The sequence below is a fragment of the Streptomyces sp. SAI-170 genome, from assembly GCF_049739565.1.
Classification (GTDB): domain Bacteria; phylum Actinomycetota; class Actinomycetes; order Streptomycetales; family Streptomycetaceae; genus Streptomyces.
In genome coordinates this window covers 3613659-3637253 of sequence record NZ_JBMGQD010000001.1, presented here as the reverse complement: position 1 = coordinate 3637253, position 23595 = coordinate 3613659, and the positions used below count along the sequence as shown (strand labels likewise).

Here is a 23595-nt window from a genome sequence, read left to right as displayed (position 1 = left end):
GGTCAAGATTCGGCAAAGTGGGTGGCGGACGTCGGTAATTGGCGTTTTGTCAGGGCGTGCTCAGCCCTGGCGCTCCAGCGTGACGTAGTCCATGAAGCCGCGGAGGTACCGCGTGTGCCGGGTCTCCTGCGTGTGCCGTCTCTGCCATTCCTCCACATCCGCCGGGTGTGCACACAACCTCGACGTGGCCCCGCAGTCCGCGCCGACCCCTGCCGGTGGACCTCTCGTTCGCCGCGGATCCGCACGGGAAGCGGGGGCGCGGGTTCCGCAACACGCGTTTGCAAAGAAGTGCGACGAAGTCCTGGGCGGGGGTGGGGTGTTGGGGAGGCTGTGGGGGAGGGTGGACTGGTATCCGCAGGTTCTCGGAGGGCTAGTCCTCGCGCAGGACCAGGTCCAGGAGCCCGGGGAAGCGGGCGTCGAACTCCGTGCGGCGGAGGCGGTTGACCCGGCGGGGCCCCTCGTCGCGCTGCTCGACCAGGCCCGCGCCGCGCAGGACCGTGAAGTGGTGGCTCAGGGCCGCCTTGCCGACGGGTACGTCGAAGCTGCCGCAGGCGCGGGACCACTCGGCCGACGAGGCGAGTTCCCGGACGAGGGTGAGCCGTACGGGGTCGGCCAGGGCCGCGAGGGCGGTGAGGACGGGGACGTCGTCGGGATGGGTGTGTTCCGGTGCGGCCCGGTGACTCTGCTGTGCCATGCCCTGCCCCTCCGACATCGTGCGCGGCGGTCGTCTTGCGGAGTGTTCGATGAAAACCATACAGTCTCGAGTGTTCGCTTTTCGTTGAACACCTCGAAGGGGTGTGGTCTGTCATGCGTACGGTGGAGTTCCACGAGACCGGCGGTCCCGAGGTCCTCGTCACGGCCGAGCGGGAGATCCCCGAGCCCGGCCCCGGCGAGGTCGCCGTCGACGTCGCCTACGCCGGGGTGAACTTCGCCGACGTGCTGGCCCGCGCCGAGGGCTACCGCGTCGAGAGCCTGCCGTACGTCCCCGGCCTGGAGGTCTCGGGACGGGTCCGCGCCCTCGGGCCGGGCGTGACGGGCCTGGCCGTCGGCCAGGAGGTGACGGCCCTGACCGAGGGCGGCGCCTACGCCGAGGTGGCCGTCGTGCAGGCCGCGGCCGTCTTCCCGGTGCCCGACGGCCTCGACCTGCGCACGGCGGCGGCGCTGCCGACCGTCCTGCCGACGGCGTACGCCCTGATCCACCACGTGGGCCGGCTCCAGCCGGGCGAGACGGTCCTGGTGCACAGCGCGGCGGGCGGGGTCGGCACGGTCGCGGGCCAGCTGGCCAAGGCGGCGGGTGCGGGCCGCGTCCTGGGCGCGGTGTCGTCGGAGGCGAAGGCCGCCCACGCCCTGGCCCACGGCTACGACGACGTCCTGGTCGGCGACTTCGAGCGCGACGGCGGCCTGGAGAAGGCGGTCCGCGCCGCGACCGGCGACCGAGGAGCCGACCTGGTCCTGGACGCGGTGGGCGGCGAGACCTTCCGCGCCTCTCTCGCCTCCCTGGCCCCCTTCGGCCGCCTGATCAACTTCGGCAACGCCGGCGGCGGAGCACCCTGGAACGTCACCCGCGCCGACCTCAACCCCCTCGGCGCCACCGTCTCCGGCTTCTCCATCCTCACCCTCGCCGCCACCGCCCCGTCACGCCTGCGCGCCCTCGCCGAACAGGCCTTCACCAGGGCCCTCGACGGGACGGTCACCCTCCCCGTCACCGCCGAGTTCGACCTCACCGACGCCGCCGAGGCCCACCGCCTCATGGGCGCCCGCACCAGCACCGGCAAGCTCCTGCTGCGGGTGAACCCCTCCTGACGCGGGGCCTCACTGTGCCGACCAGCTCTGCGACGCCTCCCCCCGGCAGGTCGAGGCGACCACGTCCGTCTGGCCCATCCCCAGGTCGAGGCAGCCGCTGTTGAAGGTGCTGATCAGTGTGGAGCCGGAGCCGTTGCGCCAGATCTGGGGGGCCGTGTCCGCGCAGGTGTTCACGAAGACGGCCTGGCCCAGCATGTTGGCCGAGAGGCAGCCCCCGGACTGCTGGTTGACCAGCCGGAAGCCACCCGAGACGGTCTGGACCGTCCAGTAGGTGGCCGAGCCGGAGCAGCCCCCGATGCTCGCCGCGCCGTAGGTCTGGCTCAGGCACACGCCGGTGTCACCGTTGCGGTAGCGGTGGGTGCCGGAGGTGGAGGGTGGTGGGGCCTGGGTGCTGGGGGCCCGGGTGGGGGTGCCCGAGCCGGAGCTTCCCCCGGTCGAGCCCGTGGAGCCCGTGGAGCCCGTCGATCCCGTGGAGCCAGTGGAGCCGGTCGTGCTGTCGCCGATGCCGCCCGAGCCGGTACTCGTACCCGTACCTGTGCCCGTACCCGTGCCCGTCCCCGCACCCGAGCCGCCGTCGACCGAGGTGCCCCCCGCACCCGTCCCGCCCTTGTCGCCCCCGCGCGGCCGCTCCTTGCCGCTCGGCGACGCGGACGCCCGCTTGCCCGGCCGGGCGCGGTCCGACGCGGACCCGGAGGGCGAAGGGGAGCCGGACCCGCCTGACGCGGACGCCGTGACGGCCGGGTCGGCGCCGCGCGCGGCACCGCCGTTGTCGCGGTCCGGGGAGAAGGCGTACGGCAGCAACTGCACGGCGACGGTCGCGCCCGCGGTCACCACCACGGGGACGACGGCGAGGAAGATGCGGGTACGACGGCGCCGTTCGCGAGGTGGCGCGGCCTCCTCGGCGGCCTTCGTCCCCCCGACTTCCTCGATGTCCGGGGTTTCCGGCACCCTCCCCGCGAACGCCGCCCTCTGAGCCAGCACCTCCACGACCGGCGCGGGCCACACCCCGGACGCTCCGCCGGACGGCACATGCGGTGCGGCCAGTTCCACCAGCTCGGCGGCGGTCGGCCGGCCCTCCGGGTCCTTGTCCAGGCAGGACGCGACGACCTCGGCCAGCTCGGGATCGACGGCCCGCACCGGAGCCAGATCGGGGGCCTCGTGCACGATCCGGTACAGCACCGCGTGCCCGGACTCCTCGCCGAAGGGCGGACGCCCGCTCGCGGCGAAGGCGACGACGGAGGCGAGCGCGAAGACGTCCACCGCCCCGGTCAACCCCCGTGCGCCAGAGGCCTGTTCCGGTGACATGTAGGCCGGTGTGCCGACGACCATCCCGGTCCGGGTCAGCTGGCTCTGCTCGGCCGCCCGCGCCACCCCGAAGTCGATGAGGGTGACCCCGTCGAGGGTGAGCATGGCGTTGGACGGCTTGAGGTCCCGGTGGACCATGTCCCGCTCGTGCACCCGCGCCAGCGCGGACGCGGCCTCGTGCAGCAGCAGCCACAGCGCACCGGCCGGCAGCGGACCACCGTAGGACTGGACGCATTCGTGGAGGGTCAGCCCGGGCACGTACGCCGTGGCGAACCACGGCGGGCGCGCCTCGCGGTCACCGGCCAGCAGCGGCGCGGTGGTGCCCTCGGGCAGCCGGGCGAGATTGTCGAGTTCGTGTCCGAAGCGGCGGACGAAGTCCTTGTCCTCGCCGACCACGGACGGCAGCAGCTGCTTCACCGCCGCGTAGCGCCCCTCGTGGACGCCCAGGTACACCCGGCCCATACCGCCCGAGCCGAGCCGCCCGAGCAGCGGGACCGGTCCGATGCGCCGCGGGTCGTCGTCCTGGAGCGGCTCGGCCCCGCTGCCCGTCAGGTCGTGGGTCATCGTGCGTAGGCCCCCAGGCCGATCAGGCAGTACACGTACTCGTTGATGGTCGTGCCGTTGAGCGTGTAGCGGTAGTTGTAGGCGTACTCGGTGCGCGGGTTGCTCTGGCAGCGGCTCATGTCGGAGGTGAAGGGGATCGTCTCGATCACCTGGTAGTGCGCGTCGGACGCCGAGCAGTCGACCTCGTCGACGCTGACCTCCTGCGCGGTGGTGGAGTCGGGCAGCTGACCGTTGAGACACGTGCCGGCGGTGTAGGGGTCGGGCTCCTCGGACTCGGTGGGCTCGGAGCCGTAGTCACCGCTGTCGTAGGGATCGTCGGTCTCGTAAGGATCGTCGGTCTCGTAAGGATCGTCGGTCTCGTACGGATCCTCGGTCTCGTACGGATCACTCGTGTACGGGTCCGGCGTCTCGGTCGACGGGTCGTACGGCTCGTAGGTGTCGTACGGCGATGAAGTGACCGACGAGTCCGCCGAGTTGCCGCTGTCGTCGTCGTTCGCCTGACTGAACAGCCCGACGCCGAGCACAATGGCGCCGATGACCGCGAGGACGGCCAAGCACCCGCCGGGCCGCGGCTGTTGAGGGTTCTGAGACATACGGGCCAGTCTGGATCACAGCGGCCCAATGTTGGAGACCTTTTCTAGAAATTCACTTCAGAAACAGGCCGTGATCTACGCTGCACTGCATGAGCCCCAAGCAACAACGCGGTGAGGCCACGGTCGAACTGCTCCTGGACGCGGCGCTGCGTGTCTACGCCGAGTCCGGCGAGCAGGGCCTCACCGTCAGCGCGATCACCAAGGCGAGCGGCGTCAGCCTCGGCAGCCTGTACCACCACTTCGGCAGCATCGACGGGCTGATCAACGCGCTCACCCAGCGCTGGCTGGGCCGGCTGCTGGCCGAGCTGGCCGGGGCTCTCGCGCACACCCGCACCGCCCGCTCCGGCATCCGTGCCGTCACCCGGACCTATCTGGCCTTCATCCAGGAGCACCGCACCGCCTCCCTGCTCCTGCACTCCTCGCGCGCCGACCAGCAGGGCATGGCCCGCGGCCAGGAACTGCGCGACAACCAGGAGGCCCGTATCTCGGCCTTCGCCGTCTGGATCCAGCACCACATCGACACCGGCGAACTCGCCCCCCTCCCGCAGCCCCTCGTCGAGTCCCTCGTCCTCGGCCCCATCGTCGCCACGGCCCGCCGCTGGCTCTCCGGCATCGAGGACATGTCCCTGGACGAGGCGGCGAAGATCCTGCCGGACCGAATCTACCGATCAGTCGCCGCAGATCCGAAGTGAGCGGGGCACAACGTTTCGCCCCCGTCCCGCGTCACAGTCCCGGAGACACTGGACGGAGGGGCTCATGGACTATCGCAGCCTGGCAGCAGGGACGGCGGCCGCCGCGGCGGTCGTGGGGCTCGCGCTGTACGTCGACGCGAGTGAGAAGGGACACGCCGACGTCGACGTCGTGAGCACGGCACCCGAGACATGTGCCGGCGGCCGGCCAGGCTCCGGTGTCGACGAGGAGGGCACCGACGACACCCCGCTGTACCGCACGATCGCGCGGATCGACGAGCTGGCCGCCGGGCGGCACGCCGACGTGTTCACCGGGCTCGCCGTCGACGAGGACCGGGATGCCGCCGACGTGTGGCGGATTCCCTCCGCCGCCTTCGACGCCGCCGTCTGTGACCTCGCGGAAAAGGGCGTCACCGTCCGCCTCCACGACGCCGACGCCAACCGGGCCGAGCTGGACGCCCTCGCCGACCGGATCGGGGAGGACATGAACCGCTGGAACGGCACCTTCCAGCTGAGGGAGGTCGGGGTCGACGAGCACGGATACGTCAGTGTCGGCGTCGACGACCCCGAGGTCGCCCGGCCCCTCATCGAGGACGCGTTCGGCGACGAGCACATCAGGGTCGAGCACGTGGAGCAGGCCGGCCTCGACTGACCAGCGCCCATCGACGGGCCCGATGCCCCCATCGGAAGGACGCCCCAGCAGCGCGTGGACCAGGACCGACGCCCGCTCGTAGCGTCCTGGACATGACCTCACAGACCAAGGGCACGGCCCAGCTCACCGCCGCCATGGTGCTCTCCGGCACCCTCGGCGTCTTCGTCGTCGAGTCGGGCGCCTCGCCCTTCGACGTCGTGTTCTTCAGGGTCCTGTTCGGCGCGCTCGCCCTCGGCGGCTACGTCCTCGCCCGCGGCTGGCTCCGCGACCACGGCTTCACCCCCCGCACTCTTGGACTCGCCGTGCTGGGCGGGGTGTTCATCGTCCTCAACTGGGTCCTGCTCTTCCAGTCGTACGAGAACACGTCGATCTCCGTGGCCACGGTGGTCTACCACACGCAGCCGTTCTACGTGGTCCTGCTCGGCGCCCTCCTCTTCCGCGAGCGCCTCACCGCCGCCAAGGTCGGCTGGACAGGGCTCGCCTTCGCGGGGCTGATCCTCGTCTCCGGGGTCACGCCGGGGGACTTCACCAGCGGCGGCGGCTACCTGCTCGGCATCGGCCAGGCACTCCTCGCCGCGCTGCTCTACGGCCTGTCCACGCTCGTCACCAAGCGGATCAGCGGCGTGCGCCCGCACCTCGTCGCCCTCGTGCAGGTCCTCGTCGGCATCCCGCTGCTGCTGCCCTTCGCCGACTTCGGCGCGATGGCCGGCACCGGCGCCGACTGGGGCTGGCTGGTCGGGCTCGGCGTCATCCACACCGGGCTGATGTACGTCCTGATGTACGCCGCCTACGCCCAGCTGCCCACCTCGAAGATCGCCGTGCTGGCCTTCGTCTACCCGGCCGTCGCGATGGTCGCCGACTGGGCGGTGTACGGCCACCACATCGGCCTCGTCCAGGCCCTCGGCGTCCCGCTGATCGTGACCGCCGGCCTGAAGGTCACCCTTGCTCGGCCACGAGCCGCCGCGCCTGCTCCACGAACAGCCGCGCATGCGCAGGAAGCCGCTTCCCCGACCGCCACGCCAGTTGCGTCCGAAGCGTGAAGGGCGGCTGCCAGTCCAGCCGGACCAGACTCCGCGCGGCGAGTTCGGCGGCGACCGTGATCTCGGGAAGCAGGGCGACCCCGAGGCCGGCCGCCGCCGCGCGCTTGGTCGCCTCGATCGTGCCGAACTCCATGAACGACACGGACTTTCCGAGCTCCCGCTCGAACAGGTCCCGGTAGGCGCACCCCGGTTCGGTCGCCAGCAGGGACTCCATGCGCAGTTCCGCGAGCGTCACCCGCACGCCCTCCAGCACATGCCCCGGCGCCGCCACCAGCGCCAGCGGCTCCACCGTGAGCACCACACTCTCCAGGCCCGGGTGCTCGGTCTCCTCCTCCATCAGGAAGCCCACGTCGTACGTGCCCTGCCGCAGCGCCTGCCGGGTCTCGTCGCCGATCGTCGTCCGCAGGGCCAGCCGCACCTTGGGGTAGCGGTGGTGGAAGTACTCGAGCAGCGGCGGCAGACGGTGGTTGGTCAGCGACTCCATCGTGCCGACGGTGAGCGTGCCCGACGGCTCCTCCGCGCCGGCGACGGCCGCCCGCGCCTCCTCGGTCAGCTCGATGATCTGCCGGGCGTACGGCAGCAGCCGCATCCCCGCCTCCGTCAGCCGGATGTGCCCGCCGAGCCGGTCGAACAGCTCCGTGCCGAGCGTCGACTCCAGGGAGCGGACCTGCGCGGTCACACTGGACTGGGCGTAGCCCAGCTCGGCCGCCGCGCGGGTGAAGCTCAGCACGGTGGCGACCTTCTCGAAGGCCACCAGCAGCCGCAGCTCCATCTCACTCGCCCTTGGGGTCGTCGTCCTTCTTCTTCCCGGGGTCCTCGTCGAGGGATTTCAGGAAGTCGGGGTTGTCGTCGGGCGCCACCCACTGCGGGCGCCCGCCGCCGCGCACCCCGGACCAGCCGTCGGCGGCCGGGCTGCGCCGCTTGCCCGCGATGATCCACGACAGCGAGCCCACCAGCGGGAACAGCAGCACGAGGATCGCCCACAGCGGCTTGGGCATGTGCCGGACGTCCTTCTCGTCCGTGCTGATGCAGTCGATGAACGCGTAGATGCTCAGTGCCAGCGGCACGAGGAACATCAGCACCCGGAGCATGTCGTCGGTCCCCTTGCGAGTACGGCCCCGGGGCGCGGCACCCCGGTGACGCCCCCAGCGTAGTGCGTGCCGGATACTTGACCCCATGGCTTACGACGATCTTCGCTCCCTGCTCAGGGCACTGGAGCGCGAGGGAGACCTGAAGCGCATCAAGGTGGAGGTCGACCCGCACCTGGAGGTCGGGGAGATCGTCGACCGGGTCAACAAGGCGGGCGGCCCCGCGCTGCTCTTCGAGAACGTGAAGGGCTCCTCGATGCCCCTCGCGATGAACGTCTTCGGCACCGACCGCCGCCTGCTGAAGGCCCTGGGCCTGACGTCGTACGACGACATCAGCGACAAGATCGGCGGCCTGCTGAAGCCGGAGCTGCCGCAAGGGTTCGTCGGTGTGCGGGAGGCCTTCGGCAAGCTGGGCGCGATGACGCACGTGCCGCCGCGCAAGGTGAAAGAGGCCCCCGTGCAGGAGGTCGTCCTCAAGGGCGACGAGGTCGACCTGGACCGGCTGCCGGCCCTGTTCACCTGGCCGCAGGACGGCGGGTCCTTCTTCAACCTGGGGCTGACCCACACCAAGGACCCCGACACCGGCATCCGCAACCTCGGTCTGTACCGGCTCCAGCGCCACGACAAGCGCACCATCGGCATGCACTGGCAGATCCACAAGGACAGCCGCAACCACTACCAGGTCGCCGCCCGCCGCGGTGAGCGCCTCCCCGTCGCCATCGCCTTCGGCTGCCCGCCCGCGGTGACGTACGCCTCGACGGCCCCGCTCCCCGGCGACATCGACGAGTACCTCTTCGCGGGCTTCGTCGCCGGCAAGCGCATCGAGTTGGTCGACTGCAAGACGGTCCCGCTCCAGGTGCCCGCGCAGGCGGAGGTCGTCCTCGAGGGCTGGCTGGAGCCCGGCGAGATGCTGCCGGAGGGGCCCTTCGGGGACCACACCGGCTTCTACACGCCGCAGGAGCCGTTCCCGGCGCTGACGATCGACTGCGTGACGATGCGGAAGCGGCCGCTGCTCCAGTCGATCGTCGTCGGCCGTCCCCCGACGGAGGACGGCCCGCTGGGCCGGGCCACGGAGCGTTTCTTCCTGCCCCTGCTCAAGATCATCGTCCCGGACATCGTGGACTACCACCTGCCCGAGGCGGGCGGCTTCCACAACTGCGCGATCGTCTCGATCGACAAGAAGTACCCCAAACACGCGCAGAAGGTGATGCACGCGGTCTGGGGCGCGCACATGATGTCCCTGACCAAGCTGATCGTCGTCGTGGACGCCGACTGCGACGTCCACGATCTGCACGAGGTCGCCTGGCGAGCACTCGGCAACACGGACTACTCCCGTGACCTGACCGTGGTCGAGGGTCCGGTGGACCATCTGGACCACGCCTCCTACCAGCAGTTCTGGGGCGGCAAGGCGGGCATCGACGCGACGCGGAAGTGGCCGGAGGAGGGCTACACGCGCGACGGGGGGTGGCCGGAGATGGTCCTGTCCGACCCGGATACGGCGGCGAAGGTGGACCGCCGCTGGAAGGAGTACGGCCTGTGAGCAGCGCATCCGCGGCCCTTCCGCAGCCAGGACGCACCAAGGCCTTTCTGCGCCTGGTGATGATCGAGCACTCGGTCTTCGCGCTGCCCTTCGCGTACATCGCCGCGCTGACGGCGATGTTCGAGCTGGACGGCAACATCCACTGGGGCCGGCTGCTGCTGGTGACGATCTGCATGGTGGGTCTGCGGACCTTCGCCATGGCGGTCAACCGGATCATCGACCGCGAGATCGACGCACGGAACCCGAGGACGGCGCAGCGCGAACTGGTCACGGGCGCGATGAGCGTGAAGCACGCCTGGACGGGCGCGCTGATCGCGGTGGTGGTCTTCCTGGGCTCGGCGGCCCTGCTGAACCCGCTGTGCCTCGCCCTGGCGCCGGTCGCCGTGATCCCGATGGTGGTCTACCCCTACGGGAAGCGTTTCACGAACTTCCCCCAGGCCATCCTGGGTCTCGCCCAGGCGATGGGCCCGGTCGGCGGCTGGCTGGCGATCACGGGCTCCTGGTCCTGGGACGCGGTGATCCTCGGCCTGGCCGTCGGCATCTGGATCGGCGGCTTCGACCTCATCTACGCCTGTCAGGACGTCGAGTCCGACCGCGAGACAGGCGTGGGCTCCGTGCCGGCCCGCTTCGGCATCCCGGCGGCGATCTGGGGCGCCCGCGCCTGCCACGCCGTGACGACGGCCCTCTTCACCTGGTACGCCCTGCTGACGGACGCGGGCGCCTTCTTCTGGCTGGGCCTGCTGATCGTGGCGGGGGCCTTCGTGTACGAGCACACGATCGTCCGGCCGCACGACTTGAGCCGCCTGAACAGGGCGTTCTTCAGCGTCAACGGGTTCATCGGCATTGCCCTGTTCGGGTGCGCGCTGCTGGATCTTCTGGTGCGGGGTCTGACCGTCTGAATAGCGTGACCGCGTGGGCCGCGTCCATGCACGCCTGAGCGAGTTCGAAGACGCCTTCCCGGGCCATCCACGGAGATCGTCGCGGGGAGCCTTGTGATGTGCCCGCTCACTCCGCACCACGGCACCACGGTCCACAGGGTGTGGACCGCGCTCGAACCGCAGCTGGGCCTGCGATGGGCGGTCGTCAGCGATGTCGTCCTGCCCTTCGACCACGACAACGAGTTCTGCCCCGACCTGGCGGTTCTCCCCGCAGCCGAGGCCCGGCGCAACGAGATCGCGTACCCGCCGGATCTCGTCGAGCTCGTCGTCGAGGTCGTCTCCCCTGAGAGCATCCGGCGCGACTACGAGCTGAAGCCCCGCCGCTACGCCGCGCGCGGCATCGCCGACTACCTCATCCTCGATCCGCTGAAGGGGCAGCTGGTCACGATGTGGAACCCCGGGCCCGACGGCTACCGTGGCCGCGACCTCATCGCGTACGGCCCGGAGGTCGTGGTCGACTCTCCGCTGGGCCGGCTGAAGATCCCCACCGCACAGCTTCCCGTGGACCCCAGGGCCCCCCACCCGTCCTGAGGCACGTTCGTCCCACCGGTACGCTCAATATGTGAACGCAGGAGAATCGCAGCGCAAGCCTTGGATCGTGGGGGTGTCCGGGGCGTCGGGGACGCCCTACGCGGCGGCTGTGCTGCGTGGGCTGCTGGACGCCGGGGAGAGCGTCGATCTCGTGGTCAGCAGGGCCTCGCGGCTCACGCTGCTGGACGAGACCGGGATCTCCTTCCGGGACGCCCACTGGCAGGACGACCTGCGCGAATGGCTGGCCCGAGGGGCCGACGGGAAGCCGGACCGCTTCGACGTGGACCTGACCGGAGTGCGGTACTGGAACGCCGGTGACCTCGCCGCCGGACCCTCCTCGGGCTCGTACCCGGCCAAGGGCATGCTGATCGTGCCCGCCTCCACGGCCTGTGTCGCCGGTGTCGCGCTCGGCCTGTCCAAGGACCTGCTCCAGCGCACGGCGAGCGTCACCCTCAAGGAACGCCGCACCCTGGTCGTGGCCGTACGCGAGACCCCGCTGAACGGCCAGACCCTGCGCCACCTCGTCGCGCTCGACGACGCGGGCGCCTGTGTCGTCCCCGCCTCGCCCGCCTTCTACGCCGGCGCCACGCACATCCAGGACCTGGTGGACTTCGTGGCCGGACGCGTCCTGGACGCGGCGGGCGTCGCGCACGACCTCTACCGCCGGTGGAAGGGCGACCTCGGCGGGGCCCGCCCTTCCTGACCGGCACCCGGAACACTCAGACCACATCACCCTTGATCTCGGAAGGCTTCGATCGCATGGACGCGGTGGACAGGCAGCTCATCCAGGCCCTGAGGGAGAACGGCCGGGCCTCCTACGCGGAGCTGGGACGCCTCGTCGGCCTGTCGGGACCCAGCGTCACCGACCGCATCAACCGGCTGGAGGCGGCCGGGGTGATCACCGGCTACCGGGCGACGGTGGACTCCGCCTCCCTCGGCCTCGGCGTCACCGCCCTCATCGGCATCTCCCTCTCCGACGCCGCCGACCACGAGGACGTGGCGCGCAGGCTGAAGGACTTCACCGAGATCGAGGACTGCTGGTTCATCGCCGGTGACGACTCCTTCATGCTCAAGGTGCGCGCCAACGACGTGGACGGCCTGGAGAAGATCATCCGGCGGCTCAGCGGCACCCGGGGCGTCTCCCGGACCCGTACCACCATCGTGCTCTCCACCAAGTGGGAGAACCGGGTCGGGGAACTTCCCGAAGAGGTGTAGGCGCGGAGCGCCGTATGGGGGTCCCCCCGCCCGAAGGGTGGGGGAGTACGGTTGGGCGAGCTGTCTTAGAGAGGGGCAAAACGCATGGACGTCGGGCTCAAGCGCGAGCTTGAAGAGAAGGTCCGCTCCGGTGAGCGGCTGACTCGCGAGGACGGCATCGCGCTGTACGAGTCGGACGACCTGGCCTGGCTCGGCGGGCTCGCCCACGAGGTGCGCACCCGCAAGAACGGCGACGTGGTGCACTTCAACGTCAACCGGCACCTCAACATGACCAACGTGTGCACGGCCTCCTGCGCGTACTGCTCCTTCCAGCGCAAGCCGGGGGAGAAGGACGCGTACACGATGCGCATCGAGGAGGCCGTCAAGCTCGCCAAGGCGATGGAGTCGGAGAACCTCACCGAGCTGCACATCGTCAACGGCCTGCACCCCAGCCTGCCCTGGCGGTACTACCCGCGTTCGCTGCGCGAGCTGAAGGCCGCCCTCCCGAACGTCTCCCTGAAGGCCTTCACGGCGACCGAGATCCACCACTTCGAGACGATCTCCGGACTCTCCGCCTCCGAGATCCTCGACGAGCTGATCGACGCCGGCCTGGAGTCCCTCACCGGCGGCGGCGCCGAGATCTTCGACTGGGAGGTCCGGCAGCACATCGTGGACCACAGGACCCACTGGGAGGACTGGTCCCGCATCCACCGCCTCGCGCACGAGAAGGGCCTGAAGACGCCCTCCACGATGCTCTACGGCCACATCGAGGAGCCCCGCCACCGCGTCGACCACGTGCTGCGGCTGCGCGAGCTGCAGGACGAGACCGGCGGCTTCCAGGTCTTCATCCCGCTGCGCTACCAGCACGACTTCGTCGACATGCAGGACGGCAAGATCCGCAACCGCCTCCAGGCGCGCACCACCATGGCGACCCCGGCGGAGGCCCTGAAGACCTTCGCGGTCTCCCGGCTCCTCTTCGACAACGTCCCGCACGTCAAGGTCTTCTGGGTGATGCACGGCGTCCAGACCGCCCAGCTCGCCCTCCAGCACGGCGCGGACGACATGGACGGCTCGGTCGTCGAGTACAAGATCACCCACGACGCCGACAATTACGGCACGCCGAACAAGCTGACCCGTGACGATCTGCTGGACCTGATCCGTGACGCCGGGTTCCGCCCGGTCGAGCGGAACACGCGCTACGAGATCATCCGCGAGTTCGAGGGCCCGGCCGTCGGCCGTCGGGAAGAGCCCCAGTCGATGAGGTTCTGAGACCGTCTTCCGGGTGCGGGTGGTCTGTGGCCGGTCGCGCCCACGCGGCGGAGCCGCACATTGATACAGCCCCGCGCCCCTTGGGAACCTCCCCCGGGGGTACCCGGCGAGCGTGACCGCCCCCGAAGACGCCTACACCGCAGCCCCCTTCGTTCCTGAGGGTGCCTCCCTCGGGGCCCTCCGCAAGGCCGCAGCCGGTTGCCGAGGCTGCCCCCTCCACCGCGACGCGACGCAAACCGTCTTCGGCGAGGGAAAGACGACCGCCCGCGTCATGCTCGTAGGAGAGCAGCCCGGCGACCAGGAGGACCGCCAGGGCAAGCCCTTCGTAGGCCCCGCGGGGAAGCTGCTGGACCGTGCCCTCGCCGAGGCCGGCATCGACCCGGGCGAGGCGTACGTCACCAACGCGGTCAAGCACTTCAAGTTCACCCAGGCCGAGCCGAAGAAACGGCGTATCCACAAGTCTCCGAACCTGCGCGAGATGACGGCGTGCGGCCCCTGGCTGGCCGCGGAGCTGGCGATCGTCGAGCCGGAGCTGATCGTGGTGCTCGGCGCGACCGCGGGCAAGGCGCTGCTGGGCAGCTCGTTCAAGGTCACCGAGGTGCGCGGCACCGTGCTGGAGCGGGAGATCCACGGACGCCAGGAGCGGCTCGTACCGACCGTGCACCCCTCGTCCGTGCTGCGGGCGGACGACCGCAAGACGGCGTACGAGGGGCTCGTCCACGATCTGGAAACCGCGGCACGCGCGCTGGCGTAATGGCTACGATGCCTGCGTGGCCCTTACTTTCACTCTTGACCCGGCCGTCACCCCCGAGCTGCGCGACGGCCTCCTCGACCTGTGGACCGATGTCTCCAACGCGGGCGGAGCCGTCGGCTTCGTGCCGCCGGTGGAGCGGGAGACGATACGCCCGGAGCTGGTGAAGCACTTCGCGGCGATGGCGGAGGGGCGCGTCCGGCTGCTGGTCGGACACGACGAGGACGGCCGCGTCGCCGCCACCGCGTTCCTCAGCTTCAACACCCACCGGCTGATGACGCACTGGCTGTGGCTGTACACGGTGATGGTGCACCCGCGCCACCAGGGCAAGGGCTACGGCCGTGACCTGCTGGCGGCCGCCGAGGACGCGGCCCGCGGCCTGGACGGCATCGAGGCGATCCGCCTCACCTGCCGCGGCGGCCTCGGCCTGGAGCGGTTCTACGGCTCCTGCGGCTACAAGGAGGTCGGCCGCATCCCCGGCGCGATCCGCGTGGCTCCGGGCGACGACCGCGACGACGTGATCATGCTGCTGCCGCTCGGCTGAGCCGGGCCTGACCCCCGTACAAGATCGGGGGCCCGGCGTGCTTCACTGGACGGTGCCCCCTTTTGGATTCGGAAGAGTGGATTGAGATGCTCCGGTACACGCTGATGCGCCTCGGGATCTTCGTGGCCTGCTTGGTGGTCGTCTGGGGTCTCGTCTACTCCGGCATCGTCCCGCGCGGCCTCGGCGGCTCGAACGGCATGTGGGTCGTGCTGCTCGCCCTGGTGATCTCGGCGCCCATCAGCTTCGTCGTGCTGCGCGGCGAGCGGGACCGGGCCTCGGCGCAGGTCGTCGAGCGGGTCGAGCGGGCCAAGGCGAACTTCGAGGCCAACCGCAGCCAGGAGGACGCCGCGGTCGACGAGGCCGCGCGTACGCGCAGCGCGTCCTAACTACCCTTGCTCCCATGGGAGCTGTGAAGACCAAGCGGATGCCGCGTGCCGTCCGTGAGCAGCAGATGCTGGACGCCGCCGTACGGATCTTCGGGCAGCGCGGGTACATGGCCGCCTCGATGGACGACATCGCGGAACTCGCGGGTGTGTCCAAGCCATTGGTGTATCTGTACCTGAACTCCAAGGACGACCTGTTCTCCGCGGTCATCCGCCGCGAGGCCGCCGCGCTCACCGAGGCCGTGCGCGCGGCCGTGCGTCTGGAGGAGCCCGCCGACCGCCGCCTCTGGGACGGCCTGCTGGCCTTCTTCACCCACACCGCGCAGCACCCGGACGCCTGGTCCGTCCTCCACCTGCACGCCCGCACCCACGGCGACCGCTTCGCCGCCGAGGTCGCCGCGCTGCGCAAGGAGATCGTCACCTTCGTCACCCAGCTCCTCGCCGTCGCCGCCCGCGAGGCCCACCACAACCCCGACCTCCCCGACCACGAGGTCGCCGGCCTGGCAGAGGCCCTGGTGGGCGCAGCCGAGTCCTTGGCGACCTGGGCCAACGCCACGGAGGGAGTCACCGCCCAACAAGCGGCCTCGACGCTGATGAACTTCTCCTGGTCGGGCCTGGGCACGCTGATGGAAGGCCACCGCTGGAGGTAGCTGTCTTTAGGGGCGCGGGGAACTGCGCGAGCAACCACGAATCACCCGCACCCGGCAACGCATGGCGATCACACTCCCACGGTCCCCGTAAGGTGCACCCTCTCTCCGCACCTCAGCTCGAAAGCCCCCTCGCCGACAGCGAACTCCACCGCACCTGGCAACAACACAGGCGCGCGAAACCCCACCCGAACCCGCTCAACCTCCCCAAACGCGGCAAGACACCTCGCGGCGGTCCACATGCCATGGGCAACCGTCCGCCGAAACCCGAACAACCGGGCAGTCACCGAGGACAGATGAATCGGGTTCCGGTCTCCGGAAACCCCCGCATACCTCCGCCCCACGTCCGAGGACAGCCGCCACTCCTCCCGAACCGGCAGCGGATCACCAGGCTCGGCGCCCCTCCCCGCAGGGGAACCCTCACCATGCCGCGCCAGATACGTACTGGCCGACTCCCACACGACCGCCCCACCCAACCGCGCCTCGGTGACGACCGTCGCCTCCGTCCCCCGGCGATGGGGCGCCAACCCCGCGACCTCCACGGCGAGTTCGTACTCGCCCCCCACCGGCAGCGGCCGATGCCGGACAAGAGAGATCGACGTGTGCACCAACCCCAGCAACGGCAACGGAAACGCCCGCGCGCTCATCAACCGCATGGCCAGCGGAAAGGCCAGCACATGCGGGTACGTCACCGGCAGCGCCTCCGCCCCCGTCGGGAACCCGCACACGCGCTCGTAGCGGGCGAGGCGGGCGGCGTCCACGCACACCCCGGGCAGCACGAGCCGGTCGCGGGGGAATGCGGCGTCGGGGTGCGGTCGCCTGAAGGGGGAGCGGACCGCGCCGCGGACGAGGAGAGGGGCCAGAGCGGGTGGTGCGGCGAGGGTGACCTCGGGCATGGTCGGCTGCTCCCGGGCGCGTTCGGTGTGCACGGCTCTTCCTTCTTACTGCGGAGTAAGGTTACCGTAGGTAAACCAAAGGCGCGCAAGGGCTCGGGGCTGCACAGGCCCGGCCCCGGACCACCTCCGGAACCCCCCGGAACCCGCACCGACTCCCCACGAGGGCGCCGTACGATCACGCATCTGACCGCTGGTGACCCCCTGCGCTGAACGCCGCGGTGCGGGACCCGCGTACCTCATGCAGCACCGCAAGGACGCAGCTGCAGGCCTCAGGAGCCGACATGCCGATCTCGTACTCGTCCCCCTCCGTGCCCGAGCCGACGGCCGAGTCGTCCCTGGAGTACGACCCGGACGGTGGCCCCGTGCTCGTGCGGCCCGAGCTGCGCCGGCTGGACGGAGAGGTGCGCGAGGCGGCCGTACCGCCGCTGGTGCCGCCCGTGTCGCACGGCTCGCTGGCCGACCTGCCGTTCGAGAACGCCGGGGCCGACCCCGGGCACCGCGTCCTCAGCCGCCGTATGGCGGACGGCACTTGGCAGGACGTGACGGCGGCCGCGTTCGCCGGGCAGGTGCTCGCCGTGGCCAAGGGGCTGATCGCGGAGGGGCTCGTGCCCGGCGACCGGCTCGCCGTGATGGCGCGCACCTGCTACGAGTGGACGCTGCTGGACTTCGCCGCGTGGGCCGCCGGACTGGTCACCGTGCCGGTCTACCCGACCTCCTCCGCCTTCCAGGCCCGGCAGATCCTCCAGGACTCCGGCACGGTCGCCCTGATCACCGAGACGGCCGCACAGGCCGGCACGCTCGGACCGGAGCTCGGGCATCTGCCCGACCTGCGCCATCTGTGGGCCATCGATCAGGGACACGTCCAGCGGCTGGTGGAGGTGGGCGCGCACGTGCCCGACCAGGAAGTGGCCGTACGGCGTGGGGTGCTGGGCCCGGACACGCTCGCCACGCTCGTCTACACCTCCGGCACCACCGGCCGCCCCAAGGGCTGCGCCCTCACCCACGGCAACTTCCTCGCCGAGGTCGACAACGCCGTCGAACTGCTCTACCCCGTCTTCAAGGAGAAGATCGGCGGCGAGCCGGCCACGCTGCTGTTCCTGCCGCTGTCGCACGTCTTCGGCCGGATGGTGGCCGTCGCCTGCGTCCGCGCCCGGGTGCGGCTCGGGCACGCGCCCAGCCTGAAGGCCGAGGACCTGCTGGCCGACCTGGCCGCCTTCAAGCCGACCTTCCTGCTGGCCATCCCGTACATGCTGGAGAAGGTGTACAACAACGCCCGCGCCACCGCCGAACGCGGCGGCAAGAGCGCCGCGTTCGAGCGTGCCGCCGGCACCGCGCGCCGCTACGCCGAGGCGGTCGAGGCCGCCCGACACGGCACCGGGTCCGGTCCCGGTGCGGCCCTGAAGGCGTCCCGGGCGCTGTACGACCCGCTGGTCTACCGGCGGGTGCGGGGCGCCCTCGGCGGGCGGGTCCGGCATGTCATCTGCGGCGGCTCACCGCTGGGCCGCGACCTCGCCGCGTTCTTCGCGGGCGCGGGCATCGCCGTGTACGAGGGCTACGGCCTGACCGAGACGACCGGCGCGGCGACCGTCACCCCGCCGCTCAAACCCCGCCTGGGCACGGTCGGCTGGCCGCTGCCGGGCACGCGCGTGCGGATCGCCGCCGACGGGGAGATCCTGCTGGCCGGCGGTCAGGTCTTCCGCGGTTACTGGGACCCGGCGGCCGGGGGAGTGGTCCCGGCCACCCCGGACGGCTGGTTCCCCACGGGCGACCTCGGCCGTCTCGACGAGGACGGCTATCTCGTCATCACCGGCCGCAAGAAGGAGATCCTGATCACCTCCGGCGGCAAGAACGTGGCCCCGGCCCCGCTGGAGCACTACCTGCGCTCCCACCCCCTGATCTCCCACTGCGTCCTCGTGGGCGACCGCCGCCCCTACGTCACCGCCCTCATCACCCTCGACATGGAGGGCGTGACCCACTGGCGCCGGATGAACGGCCGCCATCCGGTCCCCGCCGAACTCCTGGTGGACGACGAGGAGTTGCGCCACATCCTGCAGCGAGCCGTCGACGAGACCAACCGCCTCGTCTCCCGCCCCGAGTCCATCCGCCGCTTCGCCATCCTCCCCACCGACTTCACCGAGTTCTCCGGCCATCTCACCCCCTCCATGAAGCTGCGCCGCCAGGCGATCCTGCGGGACTTCTCGGACGTGGTGGAGGGCCTGTACGGCGGCACGCGAGAGTGACGTGCGTCTCGCGGGGGCTGGTGCGGTCACGTTCTTCCTCCGCGGTGTGTCAGTGAGGTGAACACCCACCGCGCACCGACGAGGAGCCCATCATGTCCATCGCCTACGCCGTCGTCACCGTCCTTGGAGCCCTCATGGCGGGCTTCTCTGCCTGGGCCCTCTTCAGCCGCCAGGAGTGGGTCGTCGCACCGCTCACCGAGTACGGCGTCCCGCAGTCCTGGTGGAACAGGCTCGCCGGTGCCAAGGCGGCGGGTTCGGCGGGCATGCTGGTGGGCCTCGCACTGCCGTGGGTGGGGGTCGCGGCGGCGATCGGGCTGGCCCTGTACTTCACGGGCGCGGTCGTCGCGGTCCTGAGGGCCCGCTCCTACGGCCACGTACTGTTCCCGATGCTGTACGCGGCCCCGGCGGTGGCGTCGCTGGCCCTGCTGTGAACGTGCCTTTGGGAGAGCGCTTCAGGGGCGCGGGGAACTGCGCGACAAGCCACGACGGCGCAGCACTCGCGACGCGACGGCCGGGTCTACGGCGAGGGGCGCTCAAAACTGGCCGCGACCGTGTCGGCGAAGGCCCGAGCGACCGGCGGCAACGCGTCCCACCGCCGTACGGCCCACCCCACCCGCAGCGGCCGCAGCCCCGGCACCGGAAGCAACCGCAACCGGCCGTCCTCGGCCGACAGTCCGGGCCGGGCCGGAATCATCGCCCGCCCCAGCCCCAACTCGGCCAGCAACAAGGCCGTGTCCCAGTCGGCGACCCCCGTGTCGAAGGCGAACCGGACGCCCAACTCCGCGCAGGCGGCGTCCAGGTGAGCCGCCGAGGTCGAGTTGGGCGGCAGCCGTATCAGCCGCAGGTCGGACAGCCCGGCGAGCTGCTGTGCATCGACCGCCGACTGCCGGGCCAGCGGATCGTCCGGCCGTACGGCAAGGACCCACGGCAACTCGGCCACAGCCCGCTGCTCGACCCCCCGCACCGGCGCCCCGAGGGTGATCCACGCGAGGTCGAGTTCGCTGTCGGCGAGCGCCCCGAAGCAGGCCCGGCTCGAACTCTCCGTACGGAACTCGAGGTTGACCTTGGGGTGAGTCCGCCGGAACGCGACGATCGCGTCGGCCATGAAGTGCCGTACGGTCGTCGCCCCCGTCGCCACCCGCACCGACCCGCTCTCCCCGTCCGCGAGGTCCCGCAGCCGCCGCAGCGCCAGGTCCAGCCCGGCGATCCCCTCCGCCGCGGCCGCCTCCAGCACCCGCCCCGCCGCCGTCGGCGCCACCCCGCGCGGCAGCCGCTCCAGCAGGCTCACCCCCGTCTCCCGCTCCAGCCGCTTCACATGCTGGCTCACCGCGGACTGGGTGCACCCGAGATCCCGGGCCACCGCACTGAGGCTGCCGGCCCGGCACACGGCAACGAACACACGGAGATCGTCGAGGGTCATGCGCCGACAATACCCAAGCCCGAGCTTGGAGTTGGCGACAAATACTTAGGATTGACTGGGCTCCGCCGCCGTACGAGGATCTTCACAGGGCCCAGGGCGGCAACCCGCTCCGCGCCCCGCCGGGGTCCGGACCAGGGCGGGGAGGGGGAGCGGGTGCCGACCCACACCGGGCCCCGTCATGAAGGGACCTTCCGCTCATGTCCAGCGAAGCCCACGCGTTCCTGAGCCGGTTGGGCGCCGAGTCCGTCGCGCACCCCGGCGGCACCCTCCTCGCCCACCTGGACCGCGTCCGGCAACGCCTCGCCGCCTGGGGCGCACGCCGCGAACTGCAACTGGCCGGGCTCTGCCACGCCTGCTACGGCACCGACGGCTTTCCCACCGCCCTGCTTCCCCTCGACCGGCGCGCCGAGCTCGCGGCCCTGATCGGCGACGAGGCCGAGGCGATCGTGTACGCGTACGGCAGTTGCGACCGCGGCGCCTCCTACCCGGTCCTCGCCGAACCCGGCTCGCCCTTCCGCGACCGCTTCACCGGCCGCACCCATGTCCCCGGAGCGCGGCTGCGGCGCGACCTCGCCGAACTGACCGCGGCGAACGAGCTGGACCTGGCCTGGGAGGACCCGCTCTTCCGCGAGCGCTGGGGCCCCGACCTGCTGAAGCTGTGCACCCGGCTGCGCCCGCTGCTGAGCCGGACGGCGTGGGAGGAATGCGTGGCCGTCCTGGGACGCGCCGTTTAGGACCGACCGGGCTTCAGCGCGATCAGGAAGGCCTGCGGGGTCTTGTCGCCCAGTGTCGCGTCGCGCTCGCGCACGATGCGGGAGTGCGGCTCGAAACCGGCCTCCGCCAGCAGTGCCGCCATGGCGTCCGGCCGCCTGCGCTGGAAGTCCAGGGCGACCGGGTGCCCGTAGGGCTGCTCGACGCGGCTCGGGACGTCCCCGGCCTGGAAGGCGAGGAGGAGCGGGGCGCCGGGGGCGAGGGCCCGGTGGAAGCCGGCGAACAGGTCGGGGAGGCGGTCCACAGGGGTGTGGATGGAGGAGTACCAGCACACGATCCCGGCGAGATGCCCGTCGGGGACGTCGAGGTCCAGCATCGAGCCCTGCTCGAAGCGCAGCCCGGGGTTCTCCCGCCGGGCCACGGCCAGCATGGACGCCGACAGGTCCAGCCCGTACGCGTCGAGCCCCAGCGCCGCCAGCCTCGCCGTCACCCGGCCCGGCCCGCAGCCGAGGTCGGCCACCGGGCCGGGTCCCGTCACCAGCTCGGCGTACGCGGCCAACAGGGCCCGCTCCAGGGGCCGGTCGGCGAGGTCCGACCGGAAGTGGTCGGCGTAGTCCTCGGCGATGGCGTCGTAGAAGGTGCGGGTGGCGGTGAGAAAGTCGGTGTCGGTCATGGCGGGGCACCCTAGCGGCCCCCACTGACACCGGGCCTCCTTCAGGCCGCCCGCCCCCACATCGGCCTTCACGCCACCCCCAGCGCCCGCAGCGCAGCCGTCGTCGCCGCCGCTCCCAGGACCACCACCGCGAACGGCGCCCTGCGCCACGCCAGCAGCCCCGCGGCCAGTACCCCCGCCGGGCGGGCCCACCCCGCGAAGCCGCCGCCCTCGGTGAGCGCGCCGGTGGCGAGGAGTGCGGCCAGCAGGACCACCGCTCCGGCCGACAGCAGGTCCCGGACCCGGGGCGGGATCTCCACGCGGCCGTGCAGGGCGGGGCCGACCAGCCGGAAGGCGTACGTGCCGAGGGCGAGGGCGAGGATCATCGCGACGGTCGGGCTCATGCCGTACGCCCCCTGCCGTACAGCATCAGCCCCGCCAGGGCCAGCAGCACCGGCACCCCGGCAGGCACGTACGGCGTGGCCGCGAGCGCCAGGGCGGCGCCGGGCAGGGCGGCCCTGCGGACGGCGGCGTCCGACCGCACGGTCGGCAGGACGAGCGCGACGAGCACGGCGGGGAAGGCGGCGTCCAGGCCGAACCGGCCGGTGTCGCCGAGGGCGGTCCCGGCGAGCGCGCCCGCGAGGACGCCGGCGTTCCAGACGGCGAACAGGGCGACGCCGGAGACCCAGAAGGCGGCCCGGCGGCGGCCGGGATCCCGCTGGGCGAGGGCGAAGGCGACCGTCTCGTCGGTCACCAGGTGCGCCCCGACGAGCCGGGCCACTCGGCCACGCCCGATGACGCCGGCGACGGCGAGACTGAAGGCCGCCGTGCGGGTGTTGAGCAGCAGCCCCGTCGCGGCCGCGGCGACCGGACCGCCCCCGGCCAGCAGCACGCCGACCGCGCTGAACTGGGCCGAGCCGGCGTACACCACCAGGGACATCACCACCGGCACCCAGACCGGCAGCCCGCCCGCGACGGCGATGGCGCCGAACGACACACCGACGATCCCGCCCGCGAGGCAGACGAGGGAGACGTCACGGAGGAGTTCGGCGTCGATCGCCGTGGTTGTTCGCTGTGTCGAACGCATGTTTTCTACAATGGACAGCAGACCCGTCGTTCGTCAAGGCGAACGCTGCGTACCGATGGAGCGAACGAACATGCCGGGACCCGTACCGCCCCGCCTTCCCCTCGACTGGATCGCCGCCGCGCTGCGGCGCGAGCGCACCCGCGTCGGGCTGTCCCTGTCGGAGCTGGCCAAGCGTGCGGGGATCGCGAAGTCCACGCTGTCGCAGCTGGAGGCGGCGAGCGGAAACCCCAGCATGGAGACGATCTGGGCGCTGGCGGTGGCGCTGGGCGTGCCGTTCAGCGCGCTGGTGGAACCGCCGGTTCCGGCCGTTCGGGTGATTCGCTCGGGGGAGGGCCCCGCGGTCCAGTCCGAGCAGGCGGACTATGTCGCGACGCTGCTGTCGGCGAGCCCGCCGAGCGTGCGGCGCGACATCTACGACATCCGCCTGGAGCCCGGCACCGTACGGGATTCGGAGCCGCACATTCCGGGGTCCGTGGAGCACATCGTGGTCAGCGCCGGGAAAGTGAAAGCCGGGCCGCACGGGGACAGCGTGGAGCTGGGGCCGGGCGACTACATGAGCTATCGGGGTGACGTGCCGCACGCCTACGAGGCGCTGGAGCCCGGCAGCCGGTTCGTGCTGATCATGCAGCACGTCTGAGAATTCGCCGGGAATTCACCCGAAGGGAAGATCGGGAAAGGCAGGAGCCCCGCTGCCACGAGGGGTAGCGGGGCTCCTTGGGTACTGCACTCAATTCGACCGGATCGGATCAGGTCAGATCAGACCGGGGTGACGTTCTCCGCCTGCGGGCCCTTGGGGCCCTGCGTGACGTCGAAGGACACCTGCTGGTTCTCCTCGAGCGAGCGGAAGCCGCTCGCGTTGATCGCGGAGTAGTGGACGAAGACGTCGGGGCCGCCGCCTTCCTGGGCGATGAAGCCAAAGCCCTTTTCGGCGTTGAACCACTTCACGGTTCCGGTAGCCATAAGCCCTCCTTGGGCTCAAAGGGTTGCCCTGCTCCAGAACCAGCAAGTGTGAAGACAAGTCCTGCACAACTGCATCCGCCTGAAAACGACGAGAGCCC

29 protein-coding genes and 1 pseudogene are annotated in these 23595 nt (G+C 71.3%); 19 read left to right on the top strand and 11 right to left on the bottom strand.

Features of this window, described 5'->3' with window-relative positions:
- Positions 1–247: 247 nt before the first annotated feature.
- Positions 248–361 (top strand): annotated as a pseudogene (locus tag RKD23_RS16205) (transcriptional regulator); the annotation flags it as partial.
- Positions 362–370: 9 nt separating this feature from the next.
- Here the strand turns inward: RKD23_RS16205 and RKD23_RS16200 are convergent.
- Positions 371–694, bottom strand: coding sequence for an ArsR/SmtB family transcription factor (locus RKD23_RS16200; RefSeq protein ID WP_424854305.1), 324 nt, complete (start codon positions 692–694; stop codon positions 371–373).
- A 113-nt stretch (positions 695–807) separates the two neighbouring features.
- Here RKD23_RS16200 and RKD23_RS16195 point away from each other — a divergent pair, with 113 nt between their 5' ends.
- On the top strand, positions 808–1803 hold the full coding sequence (locus RKD23_RS16195) for a quinone oxidoreductase family protein (protein WP_424854304.1): 996 nt from the start codon (positions 808–810) through the stop codon (positions 1801–1803).
- A 9-nt stretch (positions 1804–1812) separates the two neighbouring features.
- Here the strand turns inward: RKD23_RS16195 and RKD23_RS16190 are convergent, their stop codons facing one another.
- Complete coding sequence (locus RKD23_RS16190) at positions 1813–3672, bottom strand: protein kinase domain-containing protein (protein WP_424854303.1); 1860 nt, start codon at positions 3670–3672, stop codon at positions 1813–1815.
- Positions 3669–4265, bottom strand: coding sequence for an LppU/SCO3897 family protein (locus tag RKD23_RS16185; protein WP_424854302.1), 597 nt, complete (start codon positions 4263–4265; stop codon positions 3669–3671). The genes RKD23_RS16190 and RKD23_RS16185 overlap by 4 nt, the downstream gene beginning before the upstream one ends.
- Positions 4266–4354: 89 nt before the next feature.
- Between RKD23_RS16185 and RKD23_RS16180 the strand changes: the two genes are divergently transcribed.
- The 3 genes from RKD23_RS16180 to RKD23_RS16170 all read left to right on the top strand — a co-directional run bounded on the left by RKD23_RS16180 (position 4355) and on the right by RKD23_RS16170 (position 6646).
- Complete coding sequence (locus RKD23_RS16180; RefSeq protein WP_424854301.1) at positions 4355–4957, top strand: TetR/AcrR family transcriptional regulator; 603 nt, start codon at positions 4355–4357, stop codon at positions 4955–4957.
- Between the two features lie 64 nt (positions 4958–5021).
- A complete protein-coding gene (locus tag RKD23_RS16175; RefSeq protein WP_424854300.1) occupies positions 5022–5606 on the top strand; it encodes a hypothetical protein in 585 nt (194 codons plus the stop codon).
- A 92-nt stretch (positions 5607–5698) separates the two neighbouring features.
- The gene (locus RKD23_RS16170; protein ID WP_424854299.1) at positions 5699–6646 is read left to right on the top strand and encodes a DMT family transporter; all 948 of its coding nucleotides are present in this window, start codon (positions 5699–5701) and stop codon (positions 6644–6646) included.
- On the opposite strand, the gene RKD23_RS16165 is transcribed toward RKD23_RS16170, so the two are convergent.
- Complete coding sequence (locus RKD23_RS16165; RefSeq protein WP_424854298.1) at positions 6543–7418, bottom strand: LysR family transcriptional regulator; 876 nt, start codon at positions 7416–7418, stop codon at positions 6543–6545. The genes RKD23_RS16170 and RKD23_RS16165 overlap by 104 nt on opposite strands.
- A 1-nt stretch (position 7419) precedes the next feature.
- Positions 7420–7737: a PLD nuclease N-terminal domain-containing protein gene (locus RKD23_RS16160; RefSeq protein WP_404043978.1), complete on the bottom strand. Its 318-nt coding sequence runs from the start codon at positions 7735–7737 to the stop codon at positions 7420–7422.
- Between the two features lie 85 nt (positions 7738–7822).
- On the opposite strand from RKD23_RS16160, the gene RKD23_RS16155 reads away from it, so the two are divergent.
- From RKD23_RS16155 to RKD23_RS16110, 10 genes are all read left to right on the top strand, one after another.
- Positions 7823–9274, top strand: a complete 1452-nt coding sequence (locus RKD23_RS16155) for a menaquinone biosynthesis decarboxylase (RefSeq protein WP_424854297.1) — start codon at positions 7823–7825, stop codon at positions 9272–9274.
- A complete protein-coding gene (mqnP, locus tag RKD23_RS16150; RefSeq protein ID WP_424854296.1) occupies positions 9271–10173 on the top strand; it encodes a menaquinone biosynthesis prenyltransferase MqnP in 903 nt (300 codons plus the stop codon). The genes RKD23_RS16155 and mqnP overlap by 4 nt, the downstream gene beginning before the upstream one ends.
- A gap of 96 nt (positions 10174–10269) precedes the next feature.
- Entirely contained in the window at positions 10270–10743 is a 474-nt protein-coding gene (locus RKD23_RS16145; RefSeq protein ID WP_424854295.1) for a Uma2 family endonuclease, read from the top strand.
- A 31-nt stretch (positions 10744–10774) separates the two neighbouring features.
- Entirely contained in the window at positions 10775–11446 is a 672-nt protein-coding gene (locus tag RKD23_RS16140) for a UbiX family flavin prenyltransferase (protein ID WP_404043972.1), read from the top strand.
- 56 nt (positions 11447–11502) lie between these two features.
- Positions 11503–11958 (top strand): Lrp/AsnC family transcriptional regulator, encoded by a 456-nt coding sequence (locus tag RKD23_RS16135; protein ID WP_404043970.1) that lies wholly within the window; start codon positions 11503–11505, stop codon positions 11956–11958.
- Between the two features lie 84 nt (positions 11959–12042).
- Positions 12043–13206: an aminofutalosine synthase MqnE gene (gene mqnE, locus RKD23_RS16130; protein WP_404043968.1), complete on the top strand. Its 1164-nt coding sequence runs from the start codon at positions 12043–12045 to the stop codon at positions 13204–13206.
- 112 nt (positions 13207–13318) lie between these two features.
- Positions 13319–13960, top strand: a complete 642-nt coding sequence (locus RKD23_RS16125) for a UdgX family uracil-DNA binding protein (protein WP_424854294.1) — start codon at positions 13319–13321, stop codon at positions 13958–13960.
- A 16-nt stretch (positions 13961–13976) separates the two neighbouring features.
- A complete protein-coding gene (locus RKD23_RS16120; RefSeq protein WP_424854293.1) occupies positions 13977–14501 on the top strand; it encodes an N-acetyltransferase family protein in 525 nt (174 codons plus the stop codon).
- A gap of 86 nt (positions 14502–14587) precedes the next feature.
- Positions 14588–14887 carry a DUF4229 domain-containing protein gene (locus tag RKD23_RS16115; RefSeq protein WP_424854292.1) on the top strand — a complete coding sequence of 100 codons (300 nt, stop codon included), beginning with the start codon at positions 14588–14590 and terminating at the stop codon, positions 14885–14887.
- 14 nt (positions 14888–14901) lie between these two features.
- The gene (locus RKD23_RS16110) at positions 14902–15534 is read left to right on the top strand and encodes a TetR/AcrR family transcriptional regulator (protein WP_424854291.1); all 633 of its coding nucleotides are present in this window, start codon (positions 14902–14904) and stop codon (positions 15532–15534) included.
- A 68-nt stretch (positions 15535–15602) separates the two neighbouring features.
- Here RKD23_RS16110 and RKD23_RS16105 read toward each other — a convergent pair whose 3' ends face one another.
- A complete protein-coding gene (locus RKD23_RS16105; protein WP_424858252.1) occupies positions 15603–16427 on the bottom strand; it encodes a MaoC family dehydratase in 825 nt (274 codons plus the stop codon).
- A gap of 281 nt (positions 16428–16708) precedes the next feature.
- On the opposite strand from RKD23_RS16105, the gene RKD23_RS16100 reads away from it, so the two are divergent.
- Both RKD23_RS16100 and RKD23_RS16095 read left to right on the top strand, forming a co-directional pair.
- Positions 16709–18667 (top strand): AMP-dependent synthetase/ligase, encoded by a 1959-nt coding sequence (locus RKD23_RS16100; protein WP_424854290.1) that lies wholly within the window; start codon positions 16709–16711, stop codon positions 18665–18667.
- Positions 18668–18759: 92 nt separating this feature from the next.
- Positions 18760–19098: a DoxX family protein gene (locus RKD23_RS16095; protein ID WP_424854289.1), complete on the top strand. Its 339-nt coding sequence runs from the start codon at positions 18760–18762 to the stop codon at positions 19096–19098.
- Between the two features lie 86 nt (positions 19099–19184).
- On the opposite strand, the gene RKD23_RS16090 is transcribed toward RKD23_RS16095, so the two are convergent.
- Complete coding sequence (locus tag RKD23_RS16090; protein ID WP_424854288.1) at positions 19185–20087, bottom strand: LysR family transcriptional regulator; 903 nt, start codon at positions 20085–20087, stop codon at positions 19185–19187.
- Positions 20088–20284: 197 nt separating this feature from the next.
- Between RKD23_RS16090 and RKD23_RS16085 the strand changes: the two genes are divergently transcribed.
- A complete protein-coding gene (locus RKD23_RS16085; RefSeq protein ID WP_424854287.1) occupies positions 20285–20821 on the top strand; it encodes a DUF6817 domain-containing protein in 537 nt (178 codons plus the stop codon).
- Here the strand turns inward: RKD23_RS16085 and RKD23_RS16080 are convergent.
- From RKD23_RS16080 to RKD23_RS16070, 3 genes are all read right to left on the bottom strand, one after another.
- Positions 20818–21471, bottom strand: coding sequence for a class I SAM-dependent DNA methyltransferase (locus RKD23_RS16080; protein WP_424854286.1), 654 nt, complete (start codon positions 21469–21471; stop codon positions 20818–20820). The two genes, RKD23_RS16085 and RKD23_RS16080, sit on opposite strands and share 4 nt — an antisense overlap.
- A gap of 68 nt (positions 21472–21539) precedes the next feature.
- The gene (locus RKD23_RS16075; RefSeq protein WP_424854285.1) at positions 21540–21854 is read right to left on the bottom strand and encodes an AzlD domain-containing protein; all 315 of its coding nucleotides are present in this window, start codon (positions 21852–21854) and stop codon (positions 21540–21542) included.
- The gene (locus RKD23_RS16070; RefSeq protein ID WP_424854284.1) at positions 21851–22537 is read right to left on the bottom strand and encodes an AzlC family ABC transporter permease; all 687 of its coding nucleotides are present in this window, start codon (positions 22535–22537) and stop codon (positions 21851–21853) included. The genes RKD23_RS16075 and RKD23_RS16070 overlap by 4 nt, the downstream gene beginning before the upstream one ends.
- Positions 22538–22607: 70 nt before the next feature.
- On the opposite strand from RKD23_RS16070, the gene RKD23_RS16065 reads away from it, so the two are divergent.
- A complete protein-coding gene (locus tag RKD23_RS16065; RefSeq protein WP_424854283.1) occupies positions 22608–23174 on the top strand; it encodes a helix-turn-helix domain-containing protein in 567 nt (188 codons plus the stop codon).
- A gap of 119 nt (positions 23175–23293) precedes the next feature.
- Here the strand turns inward: RKD23_RS16065 and RKD23_RS16060 are convergent, their stop codons facing one another.
- Entirely contained in the window at positions 23294–23497 is a 204-nt protein-coding gene (locus tag RKD23_RS16060; RefSeq protein ID WP_003992177.1) for a cold-shock protein, read from the bottom strand.
- Between the last annotated feature and the right edge of the window lie 98 nt (positions 23498–23595).

Bases quoted from the DNA above. Each gene is read 5' to 3' on its own strand.
- RKD23_RS16200 (WP_424854305.1), bottom strand. From the start codon at position 694: ATGGCACAGCAGAGTCACCGGGCCGCACCGGAACACACCCATCCCGAC.
- RKD23_RS16195 (WP_424854304.1), top strand. From the start codon at position 808: ATGCGTACGGTGGAGTTCCACGAGACCGGCGGTCCCGAGGTCCTCGTC.
- RKD23_RS16190 (WP_424854303.1), bottom strand. From the start codon at position 3,672: ATGACCCACGACCTGACGGGCAGCGGGGCCGAGCCGCTCCAGGACGAC.
- RKD23_RS16185 (WP_424854302.1), bottom strand. From the start codon at position 4,265: ATGTCTCAGAACCCTCAACAGCCGCGGCCCGGCGGGTGCTTGGCCGTC.
- RKD23_RS16180 (WP_424854301.1), top strand. From the start codon at position 4,355: ATGAGCCCCAAGCAACAACGCGGTGAGGCCACGGTCGAACTGCTCCTG.
- RKD23_RS16175 (WP_424854300.1), top strand. From the start codon at position 5,022: ATGGACTATCGCAGCCTGGCAGCAGGGACGGCGGCCGCCGCGGCGGTC.
- RKD23_RS16170 (WP_424854299.1), top strand. From the start codon at position 5,699: ATGACCTCACAGACCAAGGGCACGGCCCAGCTCACCGCCGCCATGGTG.
- RKD23_RS16165 (WP_424854298.1), bottom strand. From the start codon at position 7,418: ATGGAGCTGCGGCTGCTGGTGGCCTTCGAGAAGGTCGCCACCGTGCTG.
- RKD23_RS16160 (WP_404043978.1), bottom strand. From the start codon at position 7,737: ATGCTCCGGGTGCTGATGTTCCTCGTGCCGCTGGCACTGAGCATCTAC.
- RKD23_RS16155 (WP_424854297.1), top strand. From the start codon at position 7,823: ATGGCTTACGACGATCTTCGCTCCCTGCTCAGGGCACTGGAGCGCGAG.
- RKD23_RS16145 (WP_424854295.1), top strand. From the start codon at position 10,270: ATGTGCCCGCTCACTCCGCACCACGGCACCACGGTCCACAGGGTGTGG.
- RKD23_RS16135 (WP_404043970.1), top strand. From the start codon at position 11,503: ATGGACGCGGTGGACAGGCAGCTCATCCAGGCCCTGAGGGAGAACGGC.
- mqnE (WP_404043968.1), top strand. From the start codon at position 12,043: ATGGACGTCGGGCTCAAGCGCGAGCTTGAAGAGAAGGTCCGCTCCGGT.
- RKD23_RS16115 (WP_424854292.1), top strand. From the start codon at position 14,588: ATGCTCCGGTACACGCTGATGCGCCTCGGGATCTTCGTGGCCTGCTTG.
- RKD23_RS16110 (WP_424854291.1), top strand. From the start codon at position 14,902: ATGGGAGCTGTGAAGACCAAGCGGATGCCGCGTGCCGTCCGTGAGCAG.
- RKD23_RS16105 (WP_424858252.1), bottom strand. From the start codon at position 16,427: ATGCCCGAGGTCACCCTCGCCGCACCACCCGCTCTGGCCCCTCTCCTC.
- RKD23_RS16100 (WP_424854290.1), top strand. From the start codon at position 16,709: ATGCCGATCTCGTACTCGTCCCCCTCCGTGCCCGAGCCGACGGCCGAG.
- RKD23_RS16095 (WP_424854289.1), top strand. From the start codon at position 18,760: ATGTCCATCGCCTACGCCGTCGTCACCGTCCTTGGAGCCCTCATGGCG.
- RKD23_RS16090 (WP_424854288.1), bottom strand. From the start codon at position 20,087: ATGACCCTCGACGATCTCCGTGTGTTCGTTGCCGTGTGCCGGGCCGGC.
- RKD23_RS16085 (WP_424854287.1), top strand. From the start codon at position 20,285: ATGTCCAGCGAAGCCCACGCGTTCCTGAGCCGGTTGGGCGCCGAGTCC.
- RKD23_RS16080 (WP_424854286.1), bottom strand. From the start codon at position 21,471: ATGACCGACACCGACTTTCTCACCGCCACCCGCACCTTCTACGACGCC.
- RKD23_RS16075 (WP_424854285.1), bottom strand. From the start codon at position 21,854: ATGAGCCCGACCGTCGCGATGATCCTCGCCCTCGCCCTCGGCACGTAC.
- RKD23_RS16070 (WP_424854284.1), bottom strand. From the start codon at position 22,537: ATGCGTTCGACACAGCGAACAACCACGGCGATCGACGCCGAACTCCTC.
- RKD23_RS16065 (WP_424854283.1), top strand. From the start codon at position 22,608: ATGCCGGGACCCGTACCGCCCCGCCTTCCCCTCGACTGGATCGCCGCC.
- RKD23_RS16060 (WP_003992177.1), bottom strand. From the start codon at position 23,497: ATGGCTACCGGAACCGTGAAGTGGTTCAACGCCGAAAAGGGCTTTGGC.